This is a genomic window from Robertmurraya sp. FSL R5-0851, from assembly GCF_038002965.1.
GTDB lineage: Bacteria > Bacillota > Bacilli > Bacillales > Cytobacillaceae > Robertmurraya_A > Robertmurraya_A beringensis.
Genome location: NZ_JBBOOE010000001.1, coordinates 569,477 through 591,166 on the forward strand (window position 1 = coordinate 569,477; position 21,690 = coordinate 591,166).

Here is a 21,690-nt window from a genome sequence, read left to right on the forward strand (position 1 = left end):
AGATGAGAATGATATTTGCTGGGAACAGTTGAAAATATAACTTATTAGCACATAGGAATGTCAAACAGAGTCTTCCAAAGAGTACATTTTTGTTAAAATAAGACTATTAGCAAGAATAGATAAGAGGTGGCTGTATTGGATTTGAAAACATTGAATAAGATCAGAAAAGGAATCGCTCAAGGATTAAAATACGAGAGAGAGTTACAAGAAAAAAGGGAGCAGAAGATGTGGAGACATGTTAGTGAACCTTTTCAATTAGAAAGTGTGCTTAACTCTCTTTCAAAAAGTGAATTGGATAGAATCCGTAAGAATCTTGAATTAAAAGGAATCAGTGGCTTGAACAAAGGCGAATTAATAAAGGAACTGGTGATTGCCATTCCATGCCATTTACGTAGAACTCTTTCTAGATTCGACAAGGAAAGGTATGTTCTTTTTAAAAATATAGTGAAACATTCAGGGAAGCTCCCGTTGCCTAGGAATGTGTCTGTGAAAAAAGTGGAGGCTTTGATGGCTTGGGGAGTAATTTTTCCCATTCATTTAGAAGGGGGAAAAGGCTTAACGGTCCCTATTGAAATTATAGAACAATTTCATGCGTTAGAGGGACAGGAATTACAACAAATTATTGACAGAAATACGGAGTGGATTCAACTTACCCACGGGTTACTTTATTACCATGGGCTCATGAACACTTCCCTTCTAGTTGACAGGGTTAGTGATTTAATGAAGCAAGAAATAGATTTCTTCGATTTTTTACATGTATTTAGTAGTGCTAGCGACTATTATAAGCAAACCGCTTATTCAGCGTATGGTCTAGTAGATAAGAGAGTGATGAACCAGAAGGAGATTTTTAATGAAATCGAAAAACGTCCAAGTATAGACTATTACCCTTTTACCAAACAACAACTTGTCAAAGCAGGTAAACCGGGATACGTTGAAAAAACAAGAGAAATGACCAGCTTGATGCATTTTTTACAGCATTATTATGAATTGACTACTGAGGAAATGGAGGATCTGGCAGATCAGTTAATGATCATGATATTTAATGATGGTAGTTTGAACCAAGCGGTCAAGTATTTTGAACAACGGTTCGAATTTCCTGATTTGGAATTTGTCGAGAGTCTTGCTTATTATCTGACAGAATTATTTAATCACTCTAGACGGTGGATCTTGAAAGGTCATACACCGAGAGAAATTTCTCAAGGAAGCAAATCAAAGCTGGTTCCATCTGCCGTTCTTGCTAATCCTGGACCTGCATCCAATGTGATTGACTTTAACAGTCGGAAGGCAATCGGTCGTAACGATCCGTGTCCATGCGGAAGTGGGAAAAAATATAAGAAGTGTTGTGGGAAATCTTAAAGTGAATAGAATAGTAATAGAGTGTGTGGGCATGATTAAATTTGGAAACTGCGGGTACCAAGTTTTAATTTAGTGCCCGTGAATACCAGAAAATAGTAGAATGAGGGCGCTAAGTTTTAATTTAGTACCTGTGAATACCAGAAATTAGTAGAATGAGGGCACTAAATCTCAATTTAGCATTCTCAGATACCAAAAATTAGTAGAATGAGGGCACTAAGTCTGGACCGTAACCTTATCCATTAACCACTACACATACCGATCCCGCCCAGATAACATCCCAAATACCGTTAATACAACCGATACGACAATTAACAAAACTAGAGGAACGGTCCATGCATGTGTGAGGTCATATAAATATCCAATAAATAGAGGACCAATGGCTGCAAGAACATATCCTGTTGATTGTGCCATCCCCGATAAAGCTGCCGTCTGTTGGCCAGTTTGCGTACGAAGGCCAATATAAGTAAGAGCTAAAGGAAAGCTTCCGCCTAACGCTATCCCAATAAAGATGATACTTACGATGAGTACGGGATAAGTTGAACCGAACAATAATCCGCTATACCCTAGAACAGCAAACAACCCTAGGAAAAAAGAGATCCACACTTGTGACTGAAATCGACCCGCAAGAACAGGAATCACAAAGCTAGCCGGCAATCCTACGAGCTGGGTAAAGGAGAGGAGCCAACCGGCCATTTCCAAATTGATCCCATGACTATGTAAGATTTCCGTTAACCACGAAATCGTGACATAAAAGGAGAATGACTGAAACCCCATGAATATCGCGATTTGCCAAGCGAGCGATGAACGCCACATCTGCTTGGAAGACGTTCTTTGCTTTTGTTGATTTCCACTTTTCCCCTCATCTCTATATTTAAATAGGAAACCCCACAAGATAAGAGCAATAATCACTGGTAGCCCCCAGACGATTTGGGCTCCTTGCCAACCAAGATCCCAATCAACGGCTAAAGGCACGCTAATTCCTGAGGCTAAAGAGGCGACCAACCCCATGGATGTAGAGTAAACACTGGTCATCAGACCAAACTTTTTGGGAAAACGTTCCTTAACGACAGCTGGCAAAAGGACATTTCCAATCGCAATGCCCAAACCGACCAAGAGAGTGCCAGTAAAAAGTAAAACAGGAATGGCAATCGAGCGAATGGTGATGCCGATCAAAAGAGAGGTTAACCCAATCAATAAGGTACGCTCATTTGTCAGCCGAGCCGCTATTTTAGGAACAAGAGGAGACATGACGGCAAATACGAGTAAGGGCAAGCTCATCAATAGCCCTGCACTCCAGTGTGCCAATCCCACATCTTCTTGAATCATTCCGACCAACGGGCCTAGAGAGGTAATGGCTGGGCGTAAGTTAAAGGAAATAAGAACAATACCAGCAATCAGCAAATATAAATAATTTGAATGTGTAAGTGCCTTGGTTTTTAGTAATTCCATCAAGTGATCCTCCATTAAGACAAACTTTCTCCAGTATAGCATAAATGAATTTTGTAGGGGGAAAAACAAGTGCCAGGCACATGATCTTATCTTGCCCCTATAAAAATAACTTTTTAAAAGGGTTTCGACTGTTATAGTTAACCCATATAAATAAGAATAAAAAGTTAACAGGAGTTTAAACAGTGGATAAACAAACTAGCAGTTTTAGATGGGTGGTATTTGCTTCTGTACTGTTTACTTATTTATTAATGGCGAGCCAGCGAACGGCCCCGGGCTTGATCACAGACCAAGTGATGAGGGACTTTCAGGTGACAGCCTCAACGATTGGGTTACTGACAAGTATACAATTTTTTGTCTACACGGGCTTACAAATTCCGATGGGAATACTGGCAGACCGATATGGTCCGAATTTTTTTCTAATTGTCGGTGCGTTACTTACGGGAGTAGGAACGATGATTTATAGTCTGGGTACGCATGAATTTGTCCTGTTTTTTGCAAGAATATTAACAGGGACGGGGGATGCAACCATTTGGGTCAATATGGTGTTGATTCTTGGACAATGGTTTAATCGAAAGGAATTTGTTCGTTTAATCGGTCTTGCGGGTATGACAGGAAGCCTGGGTTTCCTTTTGGCAACCGTCCCATTCTCTGCTTGGATTAGCGTTCTTGGCTGGAGGCCCACCTTTTTTTCAGCAGGATTGCTCTTATGTCTGTGTGGTTTTCTCCTTTATCTAGTTCTTTTAAAAAAACCAAAGCAACTGTCTTTGACAGATACAGTATACGTAAAAAATGAGACATCACGAGGGAAAATACGAACTTTATTACAGAGAATTTTTTCGAATCGACAGGTATGGGCTTTATTTTGTTGTCATTTTGGGGTTGTCGGTGCGTATGTGGGGTTTATCGGATCCTGGGCGGTACCGTATGGGATGACGGTGTATGAGATGACAAGATCTGAAGCGAGTCAGTTTATCATGATAGGTTTGATTGGGGCATTGATAGGAGCGCCTCTAGCTAGCTGGATTTCAAGTCGATTAGGGACCATTAAACGGCCGTATGTGATCATTCATATCCTTACTTTATTAGGGTGGATTTGCTTTCTTCTTTTTCATGGGAATCCGCCTGTTATCATGCTTTACTTGCTGTTCTTTATGATTGGCTTTGGATTTGGGGCAAGTGCCTTGACCTTTGCACTTGTTCGTCAGACGTTTCCAATAAACGAATCAGGCCTTGTTTCTGGCATTGCGAATACAGGGGGATTTTTGAGTGCCGTCCTGCTGCCAAGCATATTTGGAATGGTGTTGGATCATTTTCCATCTGGAGTAGGTAATGTGGGGGATGGATACTATTACGGTTTCATCACGCCTGTTCTTTTTTCTATCATTGGGTTGATGGGAATCATTTTTATCAAGGAAAAACGACTAGTAAGAGAAATAGAATAAAATTGTAACAAAAGAGCCTTTCCAAGTGGAGAGGCTCTCTTGTTGCTTGAATCATTAAGGTACTAATTCTTCAGGGGTTCCACTTTGAATGGCGATTTCCCCTCCAACCGCTTCAACTGCTGCACCGATCGATTGGAGCCAGTCGCCTGTTGTTGCCATTCTTTGCCCTCTGAGTAACGATAAATCGTCTGTAAATAATAATTGTAAAGTAACTCCAACGGCCTCTGCAAACTGGCCGATCACTTGAATCCAAACGCCTTTAAGGATTTCTTGTGAACCGGGTTCTTGTTCCTCGAGAAAAGATAATTTGGTTAAAGCAATAGCCTCTGAAATTAGTCCAAAAGCTTGTATCCAAACATTGACGGCAATTTGTTGTTTCAGTTTTAAGACTTCTACATTCTTTTCCTCTTCTTTATTAGAGGGGTGGGTGTTGTTATGTGACTTCTCATTTTTCATAAGCGCACTCACTCCTTATTGTTCCCTTCCTTATATATATTCCTTCGTGATGATTTCTGTCATCGAAAGTGGTTGAAAGCCTTTTAACGATAGGCTTTCACCGTAATGTTGAACCAACCCTCTCCCTCTTTCATAAGCTATAATAGTCCAACCTATAGGAGGGGAGAAAATGTATGTAAATAAGGAAATCGTGGCAAATTCCTCGAGTAACGAAAAGGGGATAAAGATAGGTCCAGATGCTATTAGGTTTAAATATGTAGATGATGAAATCGTTAAGCATTCACCATTATTTGTTGAAGGAATCATATTTGCTATTGGATTAGATTTTGTTGAAGTTCTTCAGAAGGATCATAAGATTGTCACAGTATTAACAGACAGAATTACACATGTTAAATGGCCAGACAAAGAAGTAAGAGAAGCCGTATCACACTGCAAACACGAAGGAAACTGTAGATGTGTTGAATTGCACCGTTTTGTGGAAGAGGAAAAAAGGGGTGACAAGATGAATAAAAATTTGAAGCGCAGTAAAAAAGGGAAAATGGTAAAGGGAGATCCGCATCACTGCCCACATTGTGGTAACTACCATTCTAGATTGAATCCATGCCGTTGTAAAAAGAAGCGTCCAAACCATGGCAGACCATGCGGTTGCAAACAGAACCACAGACACCACGATCATAGACCATGCGGTTGCAACAAGCATCACGACCACCACGATCACAAACCATGCCGTTGCCACGAGCATCATGGCCACCATGATCACAAACCATGCCGTTGCCACGAACAACGCGGCCACCACGATCACTGTACTTGTTGTCAGGACGAGCAACACAAAAGACAGATGCATCATCATAACTGTTGTCGTAAAAATTTGGTGTGCTTTTGTGACTTTGCCATCCCGTTTTGCGATGATCGCTTCGCATTACGACTAGCAGGGTTAACCGATGATTTGAATTTTAGATTTTTACAAAATAGAGGTCGTCAAGTTGAGATGATTGTCGAGTAAAGAATAAAGCACGTGGTCATTCCCAGAGGATTCTGTTTGAAATGCTTTTTAAAAAAAGTAATCTCGCTCACATGGGCGAGTTTCTTTATAAGGATTCGATCTTTGAATTAAATTGGCCCTTAATCTAGTAACCAGCAAATAGGCGGAGTTTTTCAGGTTAGATGCAGAGTAAAGGCTCGTTTGGGGGTGAATAAGGGGAGATTTTCCACTAGCATTGCATATGTATCCACAGGCAAAAAAATATATTTAAATAGCCCCCTATCAATTGATAAGGGGCTATTTTTATGGACGAAAGCAAAAAAATCTCCTAAAGTAGAAGCTGAACCCACGTTATCCGTGACTGCGACTAAAGGAGACTTTCATGGATAACATCATATCAAATCAAACTGTATTTAGTAAATGCCTTTCTTTCTTACCATTTGAAAAATTTAAGGGTTCGTCCTTAGACAACGGAGTAAAAAAACTGACCACCGCTAATTTAATGAGGATTTGTGTCGCTATGCAACTAGGAAATTGGAAATCCTACGAGGAAACAGAAGAACGTATTCGTGCCATGGATGGTACAGAAGAACTGTTTGGCCTCACTAGTATAAGTGCATCTCAACTAAGTCGTCGAGTCAATGCCTTACCTTCGGTCCTGCCACGGCAGTTATTTCTTGATGCTGTTACCCAGTTGAATAAATTGACGAGTAACAGAAAAGGGATCCCTTCTTTGGGCCGTCTGCATCTCGTAGATTCCTCTTCTCTGCTTCTTGGACCTACACTAGGAAAATGGACGTATTTTACAAAGCATAGTAATTGCGTGAAGCTACATACTCGGATTGTGATAACCGATCCCGGCACAGCTTATCCCGACATGGTCATTCCTTCTACAGGTAATGTGGATGATCGTGAAGTCATGCTTAATCTCGTGGTAGACCCTCATGCGACCCATGTGATGGACCGTGGCTATGTGGATTACAAAAAAATGGACCATTGGGTGGAAAACCGGATTCCATTCGCCATGCGTATCCAAGCTGGGCATAAGGCGAACATGATAAAATCCTATGAAGTTCCCGCTGGCAGTAGGGTTAAGCTAGACGCCTTAGTCGTCATGGGGAGTAGTTTTAGATCCATGGAACAGCCCCTTCGTCTTGTGGAATTCACGGATGAAGAAGGGAAAGAGTACCGTGTAGTAACCAATCGGTGGGATTTGAAAGCTGAAGAAGTAACTGAATTGTACCGGCACCGTTGGATGATTGAACTATTTTTTAAGTGGATGAAACAACATCTACGTCTAGTTAAACTACAAAGTACCCAACCTCAAGGAATCTGGAACCAGATTTTCTTTGCTATGGCGGCGTACTGTGTCACTTTATATGTTAGGTTAGTTGAGAATAATAAGAAGACCACCTGGAAAGTGCTCACCCTTCTTCGCATCCATGCCGAAAGGACATGGGAAAGTTTTCTCAATGAGTTACACCGGTTACCACAAAGAACATCTAAAGGAAGACAAAAGAGCCATCACCCGCCAAATGAAATTGAACTTCATGATGCAGGTGTGGCAATTGTAAAACAGGTGGGGGTAAGTACTAGTTCAATGGCAAAATATAAAAAACAAAGAAAATAACATCCATTTTTTGGATAACTGGGTTCAAATATAACCCCCTTAACTTTTTGGCTCAAAGTCGAAAAATACATCTGTAAAAATTATACATAAAATCCATAAAAAGTAAATCCGTTGTATCCTTGTGGATATTTTTGCAATGGTAATGGAGATTTTCCGTTTATGCAAAGCAAATCTCCCCATTTTCACGTTTTTTGAATCAATAGGCGGAATTTCTCCGTCTGTTTAAGCATTTTTTATAATAATCACTAAATAAGCGAAATTTTTCCGTCTATCTATCTGCTTGGGTGCTTAATCTGATTACTCAACCGATAAGTGCGCATCCTCTTGATCCTAGATGCGGGAAACAACAGCTTTTTATCGACCAGCTTATGAAGATCAAAAAAATGGGTACTCAAAACGGCACAGCAAATGACAGACCCATAATAATGGTGTTAATAACGATGTCAAACAACATGATTTGTAGAAATAGAACCTTTAATGTTTATCCGTACTAGCTTTTATATTACACTAAAGACAACACAAATCACGTTCATGAGGTGTAATATGGGAAATGATCTTCTTGAAACCTTGATGGAAATGACTGAAGAAGAACAGATGATTCTCGAGCAAAGTAGTGAAATCAAAAAGGACCTTTATACGAATCAAACGTCTTTTATTATTGAAAGTGAAAAGTTCTTGAATCCAAACGAGATGATTATGCTGAGAAAGCATACCCGATTTATTGATTTTCCCAAGCATCGCCACAATTATATCGAAATTAATTACGTGTTCCATGGGGAGTTAAAGCAGAAGGTTGGAACGGAGAATGTCCACTTAAAGCAGGGTGAACTTTTATTCTTGAACCAGCATATTGAACACGAAATTGAAGCTTGTGCAAAAGAGGATATTATCATTAATTTTATTATTCAGCCAAAATTCTTTGATTTCATTTTTTCCTATTTATCCTCCACCAATTTAATGAGTAACTTCATTATAAACAGTCTCTATAATCACACGCAGAATGGACAATACTTGTACTTTGCCGTTACCCATGTGGAGGCCATTCAAGAGTTAATTAAGAAGATGATCGATGAAATCATGGAACCATCGTTATTTTCAGAGGCGACCTTAAAGCTTTATATGGGGCTTTTAATGATTGAGCTATTAAAGCACACAGATAAGTTAAAGCAAAATGAACTAAGCACCGAGCACCATTATATCCTTGTCGAGACGATGAAGTATATTGATGAACATTACCAAAATGCTTCTCTCTATGAGTTAGCCGAGCAATTGAATCAGCCTCACTACGCGGTCAGTAAGCAAATCAAGCAGGCGACAAAGTATACTTTTAAAGAGCTTCTACAAGAAAAAAGACTTACGAAAGCAAAAGAGTTTCTAGAAAGAACCGACATGCCCATTACAAAAATCATTGATGAAGTCGGCTACGATAATATGAGCTACTTCTACCGGATTTTTAAAAGCAAATACGGAAAAACTCCTAAGGACTATCGAGTGGAGCTGAAAGGCAGATGAACTTTTTATCTGCTTCTTTTTATTGGGTTTTTAGTTTGATTTTGGGAAAAAGGGGTGAACAGAGTGCAGAAGGATTTTTAGAGTAGAAAAGCTGGTTAGAAAATAAAAAACAGCTATAATTCATAGCTGCTTTTAAGAAATACTAAGTTCAACATCTATCATATATGCCTGAATGATCTACTCTTAGGGGTAGCGTCAGGAAAATGCGGATTTACAACGTTAAGGATATCAAAATATAAAAAGTCTAATTTCTCGGTGTTATAAGTGAAAAATTAGGCTTTAGTTACTTCATTAAAGCGCCTGATTGTTGAAGACTAAAGTTTATATTCATCAAGAAAATTGATGTGCTCTTATCCTAACAAATTTTATTTAGGACTTACATGTATGCCTTCACTCTCTCGCCAATCTGCATAGAGTATACGCTTTACATTATTATATCCATTAGTAGTTAATTGGTTATCTAACCACTGTTGATCAAATCCGAGTTCATGTAAATTATCCCATAAAATTTCCCCATCTATTTTTAACGATGTTGGGACGTCTACTGGACTTTCTGGAAGATTGAGATCTTGCTTGTCTGGTTTTTGATACTTGGAATTTAATAATAGTGTTGTGTAAATAACTATTTATAAAGAGTAAAAAATGAACAAACGCCAACACCTTGAACATAGGGTTTGGCGTTTTCTCTATACGAATTACAAATAGGCCATTGACCCCTCTCTATTTGGGATGGCTAGACTTCCATTTTATAGTCTAATAAAATTTTCCTTAAATCCTGTCTCGGTATTTCCAAATTAATTGTCACCCGTATAAGTTCGTCCTCTTTATCACTTTCCCGATCCGACAATTCGATTTCGCGATCAGATTGAGTGGACAACTCCACACCTTCCCTCACATCGGAATTAACGTCTTCTTTACCACTTATTGATTCTCCATACAACATTTCCCACTGTTCATATAAGTTTTTTGCTGTGTGATATTCATCAAGATCAGCTTCTGTATCTATCTGTAATTTTTCTTTCAACCCACGACATGACTCTTCCCATTCCTCTAAGGTCTTCAAATCAAATAATTTTGAAAACCTTGGTTTCATTCTTTCCCAATGCAAATAAATGTTATCACACCATTTCAGCAACTCTTCACGATATTGTATTTCTTCTACTTCTTCCACTCCTCTTCATCTCCCGACCATAATTTTCATCCATAATATTCAAAAAACAATCGACATGTTTAAAAGTACAAATAGGTAAATTTCGTTAATACTTCTGGTTATGAAAAGTTAAGTGGCCTCCGGTAATTGATAATAGACTTATCAAAAGTAAATTATTCAAAATGACACAAACCTTTTATTAAAACATCCTTGTTAGTGATTTTTACCTATTTGATAATAACAATTTCATCATATGCTCCGCGATTGTCCAATGACTAGACAGTTGCCTAATTGTTATTAATTGGAATTACTTGGTCAATAATCATTGCTTTTAAAATTCCAAGTGCAAAGGCTTGTAGTTATTCCACCAGATGAAATAGTTATAGCCGAAAGAAAGAAAGTTTCTGTTGAAACGAATAAACCCCCAAGACAAATAACAAAAACATCCATAATGAGAATGATGATCCCAACATTAATTTTAATGAATTCAGAAAAGTACTGGGCTAATAAATCTGTTCCACCTGTGCTTGTCTCGAAGCGAAGCATAAGACCAATGCCAAAACCAATGAATACACCACCTGTAAATGAACTAAGAATTGGTGAAAATTTTATAGGAACTTGATTAACGTTATGAAAAAGGTCAATAAAAAATGATGATAAAAGCATACCGTGCAAACTATTAAAAAAATATGAACGATACTTAAACCAAGCTAGAGCAAAAATGGGGATGCTCAATACCATTATCGTGAACCCGGCGTTTGTATTTAATAAATAACTAATAATTAAACCTAGGCCAATAATTCCGCCATCTAAAACTTTGTTTGGTATTAAAAAAGTATTTATTCCCAACGCTATTGACATGCTGCCTACAAGAATAGCAACTGCTTTCATAAAATATGGCATTTATTAAGAACTCTCCTGTCTAAATGGACGTGTTCTATGTATATGCCAAAAACGTTAGCATTATAGACAACTTTTACTTCACTGAATATAACTTCTGAAGTGCAAGTAGACGCAACATAAGCGCAAAAAAACGATAACTAATAACCCTAGCCCTTGTAGGTCAAGTAACCCTGTTTAAAGGAAAATGTCTATTAATGATACAAAAAAACTACCCGAGGTGAGGCAGTTTTTGCAGATAGACATTAAATTTATTCAATTATAATATATGATATAGGTGCATTCCCAGTTTACTCCCTTTATTTTACACTAGGCGATAACATAAATACGATTTTGATACTTCTGCTCTTTCCCTACTAACGAATAGGTATCACGACTTCCTTCTAGAGTATTTACATCATTTGTAGCAGAATATTTAGTTGAAAAAATTTCCTAGCGTTTTTAAATTTAACGGCTGAAGAAAAACTTTCTATATATACATATACCCGAATCAATTTTAAAAAAATATTTTTCCAAAGATTTTATTTTCAAGATTCGACTTAATGATATTATATAAAAAAATGGTACTACTTTTTTGTTATGTGTCTTAAGATCATCCAAGATAGCGAAATAAACCATTATCCTTTTAAAATAGGCATCACTTTATCAATAGCTTCTTGTAGTTTTTCACTATTTTTACTATACATTTGCTTAGCTTCTTTTGATTCGGTTCCAAGAGCAAACAACTCTAAGTCAGCTTGACATTTTTTTAGAGTTGAAAGAATTAAAGGTCTTTCTTGAGGGGATGCAACTTGCAACTTATCATCAAAAAGGTCAACCGTTAACTCTCCAAAAGAATTAATTTGTCCAAGAAATACATTTTCAACCGTAACCCCTAGTTTATCTAACTCTGTATGTAACCATGCACGACTTCGTCCAATTGTAGCTAGTGGTTCATCCATTATGACCCCATCCATAATGACAGTTTGAGGCTCTTTGATAGAAGGAACGGATAAGTTTAAATCCTTTGCTGTTAAAGGTTGATTTTCTTTCTTTAGCATCACAGATAAATCACCTGTTGCCTCTAAAACAGCAAATTCTACATCAGAGACTTGAAAGACATCCTTCCTGCGAAGGAGATCTAACAGTTCATCTGTCGTAAATCTTTCCTTTTTTAAATTATCTTCCATAATCTTCCCATCTTTGATAAATACAGTTGCTTTTCCGTCTACAAAATTGCGAAAACGTTTACTTTTTAATGAAATTAAACCACCGAAAAAGGGAATAGCCGCAAAAATGACAATTCCAATAATTCCGTGAAAAATGTTCCGTTCAAGTCCAATAGCCACTTCTGCACCAATATTCCCAATAGAAATACCGGTGACATATTCAAAGAAAGTTAGTTCGGAAATTTGCTTTTTCCCTAACCATTTTGTAATGAAAAATAAAACAGTAACAAAAAATGCTGAGCGTACAGCTATATCTAACCATTCAGGCACTGCTTACACCTCCTGTAAATATAGTTTTTCTAGAAACCTTTGTACTGAAGTTCCTCTCCTTCTAGTTCTCCTACTCTTTTTTTAAAATCTTTTGTTACTTCGTGTACGACCATCATAGCCTCATGCAAAGTTCGCTTCGATTCATCATCAAGAGTCCGTAATGCTAAACTTGAGAGACTTACTTCTACCCCTTTTAGACTGGCAAAACACTGTTTAACATCTGATCCTACTGTCATCCTAATTCTCCTTATCCTTTTGGCTTAAAAATTAAAGCTCCTATCATGCCGAAAACAATGGCAGCTGAAATACCAGAACTAGTTACTTCAAACATTCCTGTCACTACACCAACTAACCCATGTTTTTCAGCTTCCTGCATCGCACCATGAACAAGCGAATTCCCAAAACTTGTAATCGGAACGGTAGCCCCTGCCCCAGCAAAATCAATTAAAGGCTCGTATAGTCCAAATCCATCTAAAAGCGCCCCAATCACTACAAGAGCACTTAAGGTATGACCTGGTGTCAATTTAAATACATCAAACATAATTTGCCCAATGATACAAATTAAACCGCCTACGACAAAAGCCCAAAAATAGATCATGTTAATTGTTCACCTCCGTATTCAATTGACACTGCATGGGCGATACAAGGAATTGTTTCATTTTGCTGAAAGGACAATGGTGAAAGCAAAGCACCTGTAGCCACAACTAACATGCGTTTAAATTCACCATTTTTCATGCGGTTTAATAAATGCCCATAAACTACCGTTGCTGAACAGCCTGCACCGCTTGCTCCTGCAAGAACGGGTTGTCCTTCCCGATAAATCATAAGGCCACAATCTTGGTATTGTTCTTCACTAATAGGGATTCCGTGCTTTTTAAATAGATCCATGGAAACTTCCTGTCCAATCTGGCCCAGGTCCCCGGTTACAATTAAATCGTAATAAGATGGCTCAATATTTCGTTCCTTTAAATGGGCTTCAATGGTATCAACCGCAGCTGGCGCCATTGCTCCTCCCATATTAAATGGATCTGTTAAGCCCATATCAATCACACGTCCAATTGTGGCAGAAGTGACACGAGGTCCTTCCCCAGAATCACATAAAAGGGCGGCACCTGCACCAGTAACAGTCCATTGTGCAGTAGGTGGTTTTTGACCGCCGTACTCAGTTGGATAACGAAATTGTTTTTCAACAGCTGTATCATGACTAGATGCTCCTGTTAATAAATATTTCGCTCCTTTCGTATTCACAATATAAGCACCTAGAGCCAGTCCTTCCATAGACGTAGAGCAGGCACCGAATAAACCAAAATACGGAGCTCCAATTGTTCGACTAGCAAAACTTGTCGGAGTTATCTGGTTGATCAGATCCCCAGCTAGGATAAATTGAACTTGATCTTTTTGGATGCCCCCTTTTTCCATGGCTTTTTGACAGGCTTCTTCAAAAAGGACTTTATGTGCCTTTTCATAGGAATCCTGTCCAAGCCATAAATCAGCATGAAGGAGATCGAAATCTTCTGCGATCGCTCCGTTTGCTTCAAATGGTCCTCCAACTGTTCCAGTTGAAAGTATCACTGGTTTTTGTTCAAAAATCCATGTACGATGACCTGCCAGCATTATAAACCACCCCACTGGATTAAAATGGTTTTGATGAGGGCAATGACAAAAGCAGAAAAAACACCAAATAAAATAACCGCCCCTGCTAATTTAAACATGTTGCCGCCTACGCCCAGTACAAATCCTTCGGAACGATGCTCAATGGCAGGTGATATGACCGCATTGCCAAAACCAGTTACGGGTACAGCTGTTCCAGCCCCTCCAAATTGGGCCATTCGATCATATACACCAAAACCAGTAAGAAGCATCGTAATAAAAATTAACGTACCCACTGTCGGATTTCCGGCCGTTTGCTCAGTAAAATCAAAAAAATAAATGTAGAAGTCAGAAATACACTGACCGATCAGACAGATAAGACCACCAGTTATAAAGGCCTTTATACAATTTTTAACAACCGGTCTTTTAATCTCTCGTTGTTTTTGCAATTTTTGGTATTCCTGTTGCACAGGAGTAAGTTGTTTCTTTTGATTATTAGACATAACTCGATCCTTTCTCTTTATGTTTGTTCCTTCATTAGACTTTTCAGTTTATTTAAATCCTTTTTTAAGTTTTTCTCATTCGTATCGTTTTTTTTCAGTCTCTGTTCTATGTTTTCAAGTTCCCAGAACATTTTTTTATCACTCGAAACAAATACATTGTGATCTGGATACATTTTTTTTAAGTCAGATTTAACTGACTTCTCGATATTTTTTAATCGGAAACGGTTGAAATTTCTGACTTTTATCGCTACTAAAAGCTCATTATTTGTATTCACAGCCTTTACATCCGAAATTTCTTCCTTAGTGATAATCTTTTCTTTAGCATGATTGGCAACAGATTGATCAATTGGTTTACTTGTATGTACTTGTGAAATACTCAAATCATTATAATTATCTAACTGATTTTGGTTTCCGTTACACCCTGAACCCATTCCGATAAGGATTAAAATGAAAAATAATATTTTCACTTTCATGAAATCACCTCCATGTTTTACCAGTATTGGGATGCTAAAAAAGGTTGGCCTCTCAACCAACCTTTTCGCCATACTCATTATTGTTGTTTGTATTGAGGTTCTTCTTGTTCGATTTGTTGAACACGTGGTTCAACATTATCAATAACAGATTGGGTTTGTGTAGCAGCATCTTGATAAAGTTGCTTAGCTTGTTGATTATCCGTACTGAGAGCAAATGTTTCAAAGCTAGCTTGAGCGCTTTTTAATCCTGCTAAAGCTGTTTTAACGTCATTGATGACTGTCATGAATAACACCTCCTATATTTTATTTTGACCTTTATTAGATTGCAGTATTAAAAGATTTTTATTCATTGAATTTTATCAGACTTTAAATATTTAAAAATTTAGATATGTAATTTTCCACTGCTTTTGGAAAAGATACACATGTAAGAAAAAGCGATGAGAGGAGGATAGTGAAAATGGACAATTAAGTTATTAATAAACGGATTAAAATACAGAAAATTTATTCGTAGTTACTAGGTGTCTTGGAAATTGTTACATTGCAGGGAATTCCTTTTCAAACACAGTGAAGGACTTGTCAATGGAGTATTTTACAATTTGTTTGTCTCATTAATATTTTTTCAATAAACAAGAAAATGGTGAAAAAAGCGAGGTATACATTAGTAATGTACAAGGACTATACTGAAAATATTTTAGGAACAAAACCACGAGCTAGACATAAGAAAATAATTGAAAATTATTTAGATGAAAGTTTTACCAATCCTATCATACATAAGGAAATTCATGGTGATAAAGTCTATGTCCCCTTAGATTTAAACAGGGTCTGGAATAGGATAAATTAATATTTAGTTTAGCCACAAATACTCCCCACCTACGTATAGGTGGGGAGTATTTAATGCTATCTAGAGGTGGGGGGTCTTTAAAACTAGTCTAAAATACCTGCATATTTTTGACCGCTGTGTGGCAATCTACCTAAAGTGATTACAACATTGTTAACAGGAGGAAACATCATGCAACAAATGCAGACGGGTATGAATAATCAACAAGCACAAGCTTTAATGACACAACCGCCTGAAATAATGTCAACAAAGGATCATCTCTATGTAAACGATATGTTAAGCTGGAATTTACTTGCGATGAAGAAAATGCATTTTTTCGCTCAACAATGTCAAAATCCCGAAGTAAGAGCAGCACTTGAACAAGCTGGACAAATGCATGATCGACACTATCAACGGCTGCTTCAACAGATGCAACAGTATGTAACTCAACCTTCACAAAATATGAATCAATAAGGAGCATTCCTGTTAGAAGGATTATCGGGGACTTGAACAAAAAAGAGCCCTCTTGGTATGATACGGGGTGTCAAATCGTATGCCGAGATGACCCCTAACTTAGTTAACCAAGGAGGACTCCATATGGATTTTAAACAAAATCATAAAATAAATCAAGTCACCGAAAAAACACTTGTAGTCGGAATCGACATTGCCAAGAGGATTCATTACGCTTGCTTTGTGGATGATCGCGGACGGGTGCTCCGAAAGTCATTCTCTGTTTCTCAGTCTCGAGATGGGTTTGAACTTTTCTATCAATGTATTCTAACTGAAATGAAAGAACACGAGAAAACGGAAGTCATCGTAGGGATTGAACCTACTGGCCATTATTGGCTCAATTTAGCCTATTTTCTAGAGGAACGGGGCATCCCCCTAGTTATGGCCAATCCTATGCATGTCAAACGGTCAAAAGAGTTAGATGACAATCTGCCAACCAAACATGACCGCAAAGATGCGCTGGTAATCGCTCGACTCATAAAAGATGGGCGCTTCAGTTATCCACGTATCTTGAAAGACAAGGAAGCTGAACTCCGTGTGGGAGCAACGTTTAGGAGTAAATTGACAGAGGAACTTGGAGCTGTCAAAAATATGATGATTCGCTGGTTAGATCGCTATTTTCCTGAGTTTACCCAGGTGTTTCCATCATTCGGAAAAATGGCTATGGCTGTACTTGAATGTACCCCATTTCCAAGTGATCTTCATCAGAAACAACCCGATGAAGTTTTAACTCTTTATCGTCAGGTTGAGGGACTCAAATCCCCCCAGAGACCGAAAGCAATGCGTCTCATTGAAGTCGCTGCTAACTCCATAGGAGTAACAGAGGGACGTGAGATGGCCCGTATTGAAATCGCCACACTCGTTCGCCGTTATCACCAGTTGGAACAAGATATTGAAAGCATTACACAGCACTTGGTTGAACTTGTACAAACATCCGTAGAGTACGAATGGCTCTCATCAGTTCAAGCACTTGGAGATGTTACAATTGTCGATTTATTAGCTGAAATCGGTAGTTTTTCACACTATGTAGATTCACGCCAAATCATGAAACTTGCGGGACTAACATTACGTGAAAATTCCTCTGGGCAACACAAAGGACAGAAGCGCATTTCCAAAAGAGGCAGAAGAAGGCTACGCGCCCTCCTTTTCCGGGTGATGATGCCGATGATTCGCCATAATGAAGCTTTTAGAAAACTACATGAGTATTACACAAACCGTAAGGAAAATCCGTTACGCAAGAAGCAATCCATCGTGGTACTATGCGGAAAACTATTAAAAGTGTTACATGGAATCTGTACAAAGCACAAAGCGTTTGACGCACAGCGAATGATGAAGGATATTCCTAGTCTCGCAGAGGCTATGTAAAGTTCTACATCCCCTTAAAAGACCTAGACAATAGGATGACACGGAGAAGCTGGCAATATTTTTTCCATTCGACCTTGAGTCCCTAAAGGAGCTTCGCTAGCCTCTGCCTTATGACTAGACCGAACGAAGGAATGTAGGCACATTGATGCCCAGAGACATGGGAGGGTACGTCATCATAAGTTACGCAGAGATCCATTGTGCATCAAATAATTCCCTAACACTACTTACCACTATTACCCAGTAGTGACCGCGTAGCGTACCCATGTATTGGAATAGATTCACATAATATAAAAATATTGTTAGGGAACGTGTCGAAAAATATTTTTTTGACACCCCAGCAACGGGTTAAACTGTTGCTAAATCAACATTTATAGAGGGAGGAAACTATAGTGGAAAATAATACTCCAAACAGGATTAAAAATCCTGAAACACCAGTCCCTAAGACGCCGCAAATGAACGATAGAGATTTTCTAAACGATGCCTTAACTACGGAAAAATATATATCTTCCTCATACTCGACTGCATTAAAAGAAGCTAGCCATGAATCGTTGTATCGTACAATAGCGTCTGTTTCCCAAGAAACAGAAGACTGTCACCGCAATCTATATAACTTAATGTTTAAAAACGGATGGTACGGTTTGGAAAAAGAAACTCCACAAACTATTCAACAATCGGTTCAGCAATTTTCTAACTACATGCAAAGTCAAGATCCATATAGAGGTAATGTAATACAATAAAAGAACACGTGTTCAAGAAGAATAAACTCAAGGTAAAACAACAATAGTTATGCGAGACAAAAGGTTGGTTAGTTGTTAACCAACCTAGAAAATAATTTAGAATTTACTACAATCGAAAGGGCGGCGGTAAGATGAATCTTAAGTGGATGAAACTTTTATCAACGGTTTTTCTTTCAATTTTCTTGTTATTAGGGGTAGCGTCAGGAAAATGCGGATTTACAACGCTAAGCCCATTTTCAAGACGATTCCCCCAGTTTTAACAACGTTAAGAAAGTTTCAAGGGTCTTAAAGAATCTAACGAGACCATTTTCTCCGAATTAAAATGGTATTCTCCAAGTAAATTAATATGTTCCCAACCTAGAGGTGACATATGGTGCAATAATTCTTCATTAAAACTACCTGACCGTTTTTGATATTCAACTGCCTTTGTTAGATGTAAAGTATTCCAGATACTGATGGCATTGATAATTATGTTTAAGGCACTGGCCCTTTGCAATTGATGCTGTATGGTTCGTTCCCTAAGCTCGCCTTGTTTTCCGAAGAAAATAGCTCTTGCCAGTCCATTCATGGCTTCTCCTTTATTCAATCCTTTTTGTATTTTTCTTCTTAATGATTCATCCGAAATATAATTCAAAATAAAGATCGTTTTTTCTATTCGGCCCATCTCACGTAAGGCTGTAGCCAAGCTGTTTTGTCTTGAATAAGAACCTAATTTCCCCATAATAAGGGATGCTGAAACTGTTCCTTCCCTTATAGAATGAGCTAATCGCAAAACATCCTCATAATTCTCTTTAATGACCTTTGTATTTATTTGTCCACGTAAAATGACTTCTAATTTTGGATACTCACTTGCCTTATCTATTGTAAATAATTTCGAGTCTGATAAATCTCGTATTCTTGGAGCAAATTTAAATCCTAATAAATGGGTCAGTCCGAATATTTGGTCTGTGTAACCAGCCGTGTCTGTATAATGCTCTACTATATTTAGATCCGTCTCATGGTGTAACAAACCATCCAAAACATGAATCGCATCCCTTGAATTAGTATGAATAATCTTTGTGTAATAAGAAGAAAATTGATCACTTGTAAAACGATAGATGGTGGCTCCTTTTCCAGTTCCATAATGTGGGTTTGCATCTGCATGTAGCGATGAAACACCTATCTGCATTCTCATACCATCGGACGAGGATGTTGTACCGTCTCCCCAATAGGAGGACAATTGCAATTTGTGATGAAAATTTACTAATACGGCTTGGGCTTTATTCATTGCATCTTCATACATGCGCCATTGTGATACATTGGCCAATTGCTTATATGTAAGTCCGGGTGTTGCTTCAGCCATTTTGCTTAAACCAATATTCATTCCCATTCCTAAAAGAGCAGCCATAATAATAATTGTTTCTTCTTTATCCGGTTTTCGATTATTGGAAGCATGAATAAATTGCTCATGAAATCCTGTTATATAAGCAATATCCATCAGTAAATCGGTTAATTTTATTCTTGGTAGCATCTGATACAGGCTTGCACTAAATTTTTTTGCTTCTTCTGGAACATCTTTTTCTAAGCGTGCAATTGACAGCTTTCCTTTTTCAAGAGAAACCCCGTCTAACTTGTTGGAATTGGTAGCTAACCACTTTAACCTTTTGTTAAGGCTGCTGGTTCTCTCCGTCATATAATCCTCGAATGATAAACTAACTGATAATCTTGTATTCTCCTTCGTTTGATTCCATGTATCTTCTGAAAACAAATATTCTTCAAAGTCTCTATATTGTCTGCTGCCAACAATGGAAACATCTCCTGCCCTAACATGCTCCCGAAGTTCTGTTAAAACAGCCATTTCATAGTAATGACGATTGATTGTTGTACCATCATCCTCGTATAAATGCTTTTTCCAACGTTTTGAAATAAAATCCACAGGTGAGTCATCAGGCACTTTTCGCTTTCCGGATTCGTTCATTCCACGGATAATCTCAACAGCTTGTAAAAGTGGCTCATTTGCTTTTGTAGAATGAAATTCCAATACCCTTAATAGCGTTGGCGTATATTTTCTAAGTGAATAAAATCGTTTTTGCAGTAAGTCTAAATAATCATAGTCGGCAGGGCGTGCAAGCTCCTGAGCTTCTTCGACCGAAGAGACAAAAGAATTCCATTCGATAACGGATTCTAAAACCTCAAAAACGTCTAATTTTTCCTTTTTTGCTTTGATTAAAGCTTGTCCGATGTTCGTAAAGTGTATAACTTTCTCATTCAGCTTTTTACCGTTTTGTTTCTGAATTTCCTCTTGAGCCTAAGCGAGATAGTTGTAACAGGCGATTGCGATGCAAATGACTAATTTGTACCGTTTCTAATTCCATTCCTCGTATGTATTCGAGTCGTTCTATTACTTTTAGAAATGTTTCGGGTGAAGGATGACCCGGTGGTTCCTTTAACCAACCCAATATCGTTTTATTGGATTCGGATGGATGCTGCGAAGTAATGATCTCTTCAAGATTTCCTTTTTGTTCATTTGTAAGAGATTGACTAACAGTATTAAACAGTTTCTTTTCAGCCATTGCCCTTGCCTCCCACACCATTCTTTCAAGTGTAGTAATAGCAGGCAGTATGATTTTGTTTTTTCTTAGAAAATCTATACATTCATGTAGTAGATGTATGGCATCGCCATTTTCAAAAGCTAATTGATGAAGATGCTTAAATGCTATTCGATATTCTCTTAGAGTAAAAGTTACAAAGTCGTATTCACTTCGAAGTTCTTTCAAATGATCCCAAAGTGTATTTTCTCTTTGAGGATAAAGACTAATCGAAGATGGAGTGGCACCGATTTGTTTCGATATATAATGTATGACTGATTCCGGGATGCTTTTGATATGAGTGTATGGCCAACCGGGATACCGAAGAACAGCTAATTGAACAGCAAACCCTAAACGGTTTTCTTCTCTCCTTCGCTTATTAACTATTTCTAAATCCCGTTTGGAAAAAGTGAAGTAGGTCCCCAATATCCATTCATCTTCAGGGATTTGCATAAAATCCTGCCTCTGTTCCAGTGTAAGCAATTCTCTACCTCTCGCAATTTTCATTCAGTATCATCCCATTTCCATAATTATTCAGTTAATTAGTTCAATTATATATCAATAGAGTGTACTCTATTGGTACAAGTATAGTAGACTGTGTCACTTTTGGAGTTATTTCGCACTCATTTTAAGTGCTATTTTGCACTATATATATATATAAAAAGGTCCGATTTCCCAGCATTAAAATTGGGAAATCAGACCTTTTTTGTTACTTTACAAACGCACCCGATTACGGAAAATTGAAGAACTTCAAAGTTGCAAAATAGTTCCTC

General features: G+C 38.0%; 20 protein-coding genes and 1 pseudogene. 8 read left to right on the forward strand and 13 right to left on the reverse strand.

What is annotated here, in order from left to right; genetic code table 11:
* Window positions 1-135: 135 nt before the first annotated feature.
* On the forward strand, window positions 136-1,356 hold the full coding sequence (locus tag MKX65_RS02985; protein ID WP_340902240.1) for a YecA family protein: 1,221 nt from the start codon (window positions 136-138) through the stop codon (window positions 1,354-1,356).
* Window positions 1,357-1,602: 246 nt separating this feature from the next.
* Here the strand turns inward: MKX65_RS02985 and MKX65_RS02990 are convergent, their stop codons facing one another.
* Window positions 1,603-2,805 (reverse strand): CynX/NimT family MFS transporter, encoded by a 1,203-nt coding sequence (locus MKX65_RS02990; RefSeq protein ID WP_340902242.1) that lies wholly within the window; start codon window positions 2,803-2,805, stop codon window positions 1,603-1,605.
* A gap of 182 nt (window positions 2,806-2,987) precedes the next feature.
* Here MKX65_RS02990 and MKX65_RS02995 point away from each other — a divergent pair, with 182 nt between their 5' ends.
* Window positions 2,988-4,247, forward strand: coding sequence for an MFS transporter (locus MKX65_RS02995; protein ID WP_340902243.1), 1,260 nt, complete (start codon window positions 2,988-2,990; stop codon window positions 4,245-4,247).
* Window positions 4,248-4,301: 54 nt separating this feature from the next.
* Here MKX65_RS02995 and MKX65_RS03000 read toward each other — a convergent pair whose 3' ends face one another.
* Window positions 4,302-4,703 carry a DUF6944 family repetitive protein gene (locus MKX65_RS03000; RefSeq protein WP_160549684.1) on the reverse strand — a complete coding sequence of 134 codons (402 nt, stop codon included), beginning with the start codon at window positions 4,701-4,703 and terminating at the stop codon, window positions 4,302-4,304.
* A gap of 169 nt (window positions 4,704-4,872) precedes the next feature.
* On the opposite strand from MKX65_RS03000, the gene MKX65_RS03005 reads away from it, so the two are divergent.
* The 3 genes from MKX65_RS03005 (at window position 4,873) to MKX65_RS03015 (ending at window position 8,827) form a co-directional block, all read left to right on the forward strand.
* Window positions 4,873-5,706 (forward strand): hypothetical protein, encoded by an 834-nt coding sequence (locus tag MKX65_RS03005; RefSeq protein WP_160549685.1) that lies wholly within the window; start codon window positions 4,873-4,875, stop codon window positions 5,704-5,706.
* 361 nt (window positions 5,707-6,067) lie between these two features.
* Window positions 6,068-7,315 carry an IS4 family transposase gene (locus MKX65_RS03010; protein ID WP_340902246.1) on the forward strand — a complete coding sequence of 416 codons (1,248 nt, stop codon included), beginning with the start codon at window positions 6,068-6,070 and terminating at the stop codon, window positions 7,313-7,315.
* 543 nt (window positions 7,316-7,858) lie between these two features.
* Entirely contained in the window at window positions 7,859-8,827 is a 969-nt protein-coding gene (locus tag MKX65_RS03015) for a helix-turn-helix domain-containing protein (RefSeq protein WP_160549869.1), read from the forward strand.
* Between the two features lie 365 nt (window positions 8,828-9,192).
* Here the strand turns inward: MKX65_RS03015 and MKX65_RS03020 are convergent, their stop codons facing one another.
* The 10 genes from MKX65_RS03020 to MKX65_RS03065 form a co-directional block, all read right to left on the reverse strand.
* Entirely contained in the window at window positions 9,193-9,453 is a 261-nt protein-coding gene (locus MKX65_RS03020) for a YetF domain-containing protein (RefSeq protein WP_340906144.1), read from the reverse strand.
* Between the two features lie 107 nt (window positions 9,454-9,560).
* Window positions 9,561-9,998, reverse strand: coding sequence for a hypothetical protein (locus MKX65_RS03025; RefSeq protein WP_160549868.1), 438 nt, complete (start codon window positions 9,996-9,998; stop codon window positions 9,561-9,563).
* Window positions 9,999-10,292: 294 nt separating this feature from the next.
* Window positions 10,293-10,880 carry a YitT family protein gene (locus MKX65_RS03030; RefSeq protein ID WP_116354726.1) on the reverse strand — a complete coding sequence of 196 codons (588 nt, stop codon included), beginning with the start codon at window positions 10,878-10,880 and terminating at the stop codon, window positions 10,293-10,295.
* Between the two features lie 614 nt (window positions 10,881-11,494).
* Window positions 11,495-12,355 carry a DUF421 domain-containing protein gene (locus tag MKX65_RS03035; protein ID WP_340902251.1) on the reverse strand — a complete coding sequence of 287 codons (861 nt, stop codon included), beginning with the start codon at window positions 12,353-12,355 and terminating at the stop codon, window positions 11,495-11,497.
* A 29-nt stretch (window positions 12,356-12,384) separates the two neighbouring features.
* Window positions 12,385-12,591 carry a DUF1657 domain-containing protein gene (locus tag MKX65_RS03040; RefSeq protein WP_340902253.1) on the reverse strand — a complete coding sequence of 69 codons (207 nt, stop codon included), beginning with the start codon at window positions 12,589-12,591 and terminating at the stop codon, window positions 12,385-12,387.
* Between the two features lie 11 nt (window positions 12,592-12,602).
* Window positions 12,603-12,953 carry a stage V sporulation protein AE gene (gene spoVAE, locus MKX65_RS03045; RefSeq protein WP_340902254.1) on the reverse strand — a complete coding sequence of 117 codons (351 nt, stop codon included), beginning with the start codon at window positions 12,951-12,953 and terminating at the stop codon, window positions 12,603-12,605.
* Window positions 12,950-13,969, reverse strand: a complete 1,020-nt coding sequence (gene spoVAD / locus MKX65_RS03050; protein ID WP_340902256.1) for a stage V sporulation protein AD — start codon at window positions 13,967-13,969, stop codon at window positions 12,950-12,952. Before spoVAD ends, spoVAE begins: the two co-directional genes overlap by 4 nt.
* Window positions 13,969-14,448, reverse strand: coding sequence for a stage V sporulation protein AC (spoVAC, locus tag MKX65_RS03055; protein WP_017695333.1), 480 nt, complete (start codon window positions 14,446-14,448; stop codon window positions 13,969-13,971). Before spoVAC ends, spoVAD begins: the two co-directional genes overlap by 1 nt.
* A 17-nt stretch (window positions 14,449-14,465) precedes the next feature.
* A complete protein-coding gene (locus MKX65_RS03060) occupies window positions 14,466-14,921 on the reverse strand; it encodes a YhcN/YlaJ family sporulation lipoprotein (protein WP_160549937.1) in 456 nt (151 codons plus the stop codon).
* A gap of 77 nt (window positions 14,922-14,998) precedes the next feature.
* Window positions 14,999-15,205: a DUF1657 domain-containing protein gene (locus MKX65_RS03065; RefSeq protein ID WP_160549936.1), complete on the reverse strand. Its 207-nt coding sequence runs from the start codon at window positions 15,203-15,205 to the stop codon at window positions 14,999-15,001.
* 734 nt (window positions 15,206-15,939) lie between these two features.
* On the opposite strand from MKX65_RS03065, the gene MKX65_RS03070 reads away from it, so the two are divergent.
* The 3 genes from MKX65_RS03070 (at window position 15,940) to MKX65_RS03080 (ending at window position 18,350) form a co-directional block, all read left to right on the forward strand.
* On the forward strand, window positions 15,940-16,212 hold the full coding sequence (locus tag MKX65_RS03070) for a hypothetical protein (RefSeq protein WP_160549939.1): 273 nt from the start codon (window positions 15,940-15,942) through the stop codon (window positions 16,210-16,212).
* A 123-nt stretch (window positions 16,213-16,335) separates the two neighbouring features.
* A complete protein-coding gene (locus MKX65_RS03075) occupies window positions 16,336-17,613 on the forward strand; it encodes an IS110 family transposase (RefSeq protein ID WP_160549947.1) in 1,278 nt (425 codons plus the stop codon).
* A gap of 389 nt (window positions 17,614-18,002) precedes the next feature.
* Entirely contained in the window at window positions 18,003-18,350 is a 348-nt protein-coding gene (locus tag MKX65_RS03080) for a spore coat protein (RefSeq protein ID WP_174752363.1), read from the forward strand.
* A gap of 265 nt (window positions 18,351-18,615) precedes the next feature.
* Here the strand turns inward: MKX65_RS03080 and MKX65_RS03085 are convergent.
* Window positions 18,616-21,424: pseudogene (locus MKX65_RS03085) on the reverse strand (Tn3 family transposase).
* Between the last annotated feature and the right edge of the window lie 266 nt (window positions 21,425-21,690).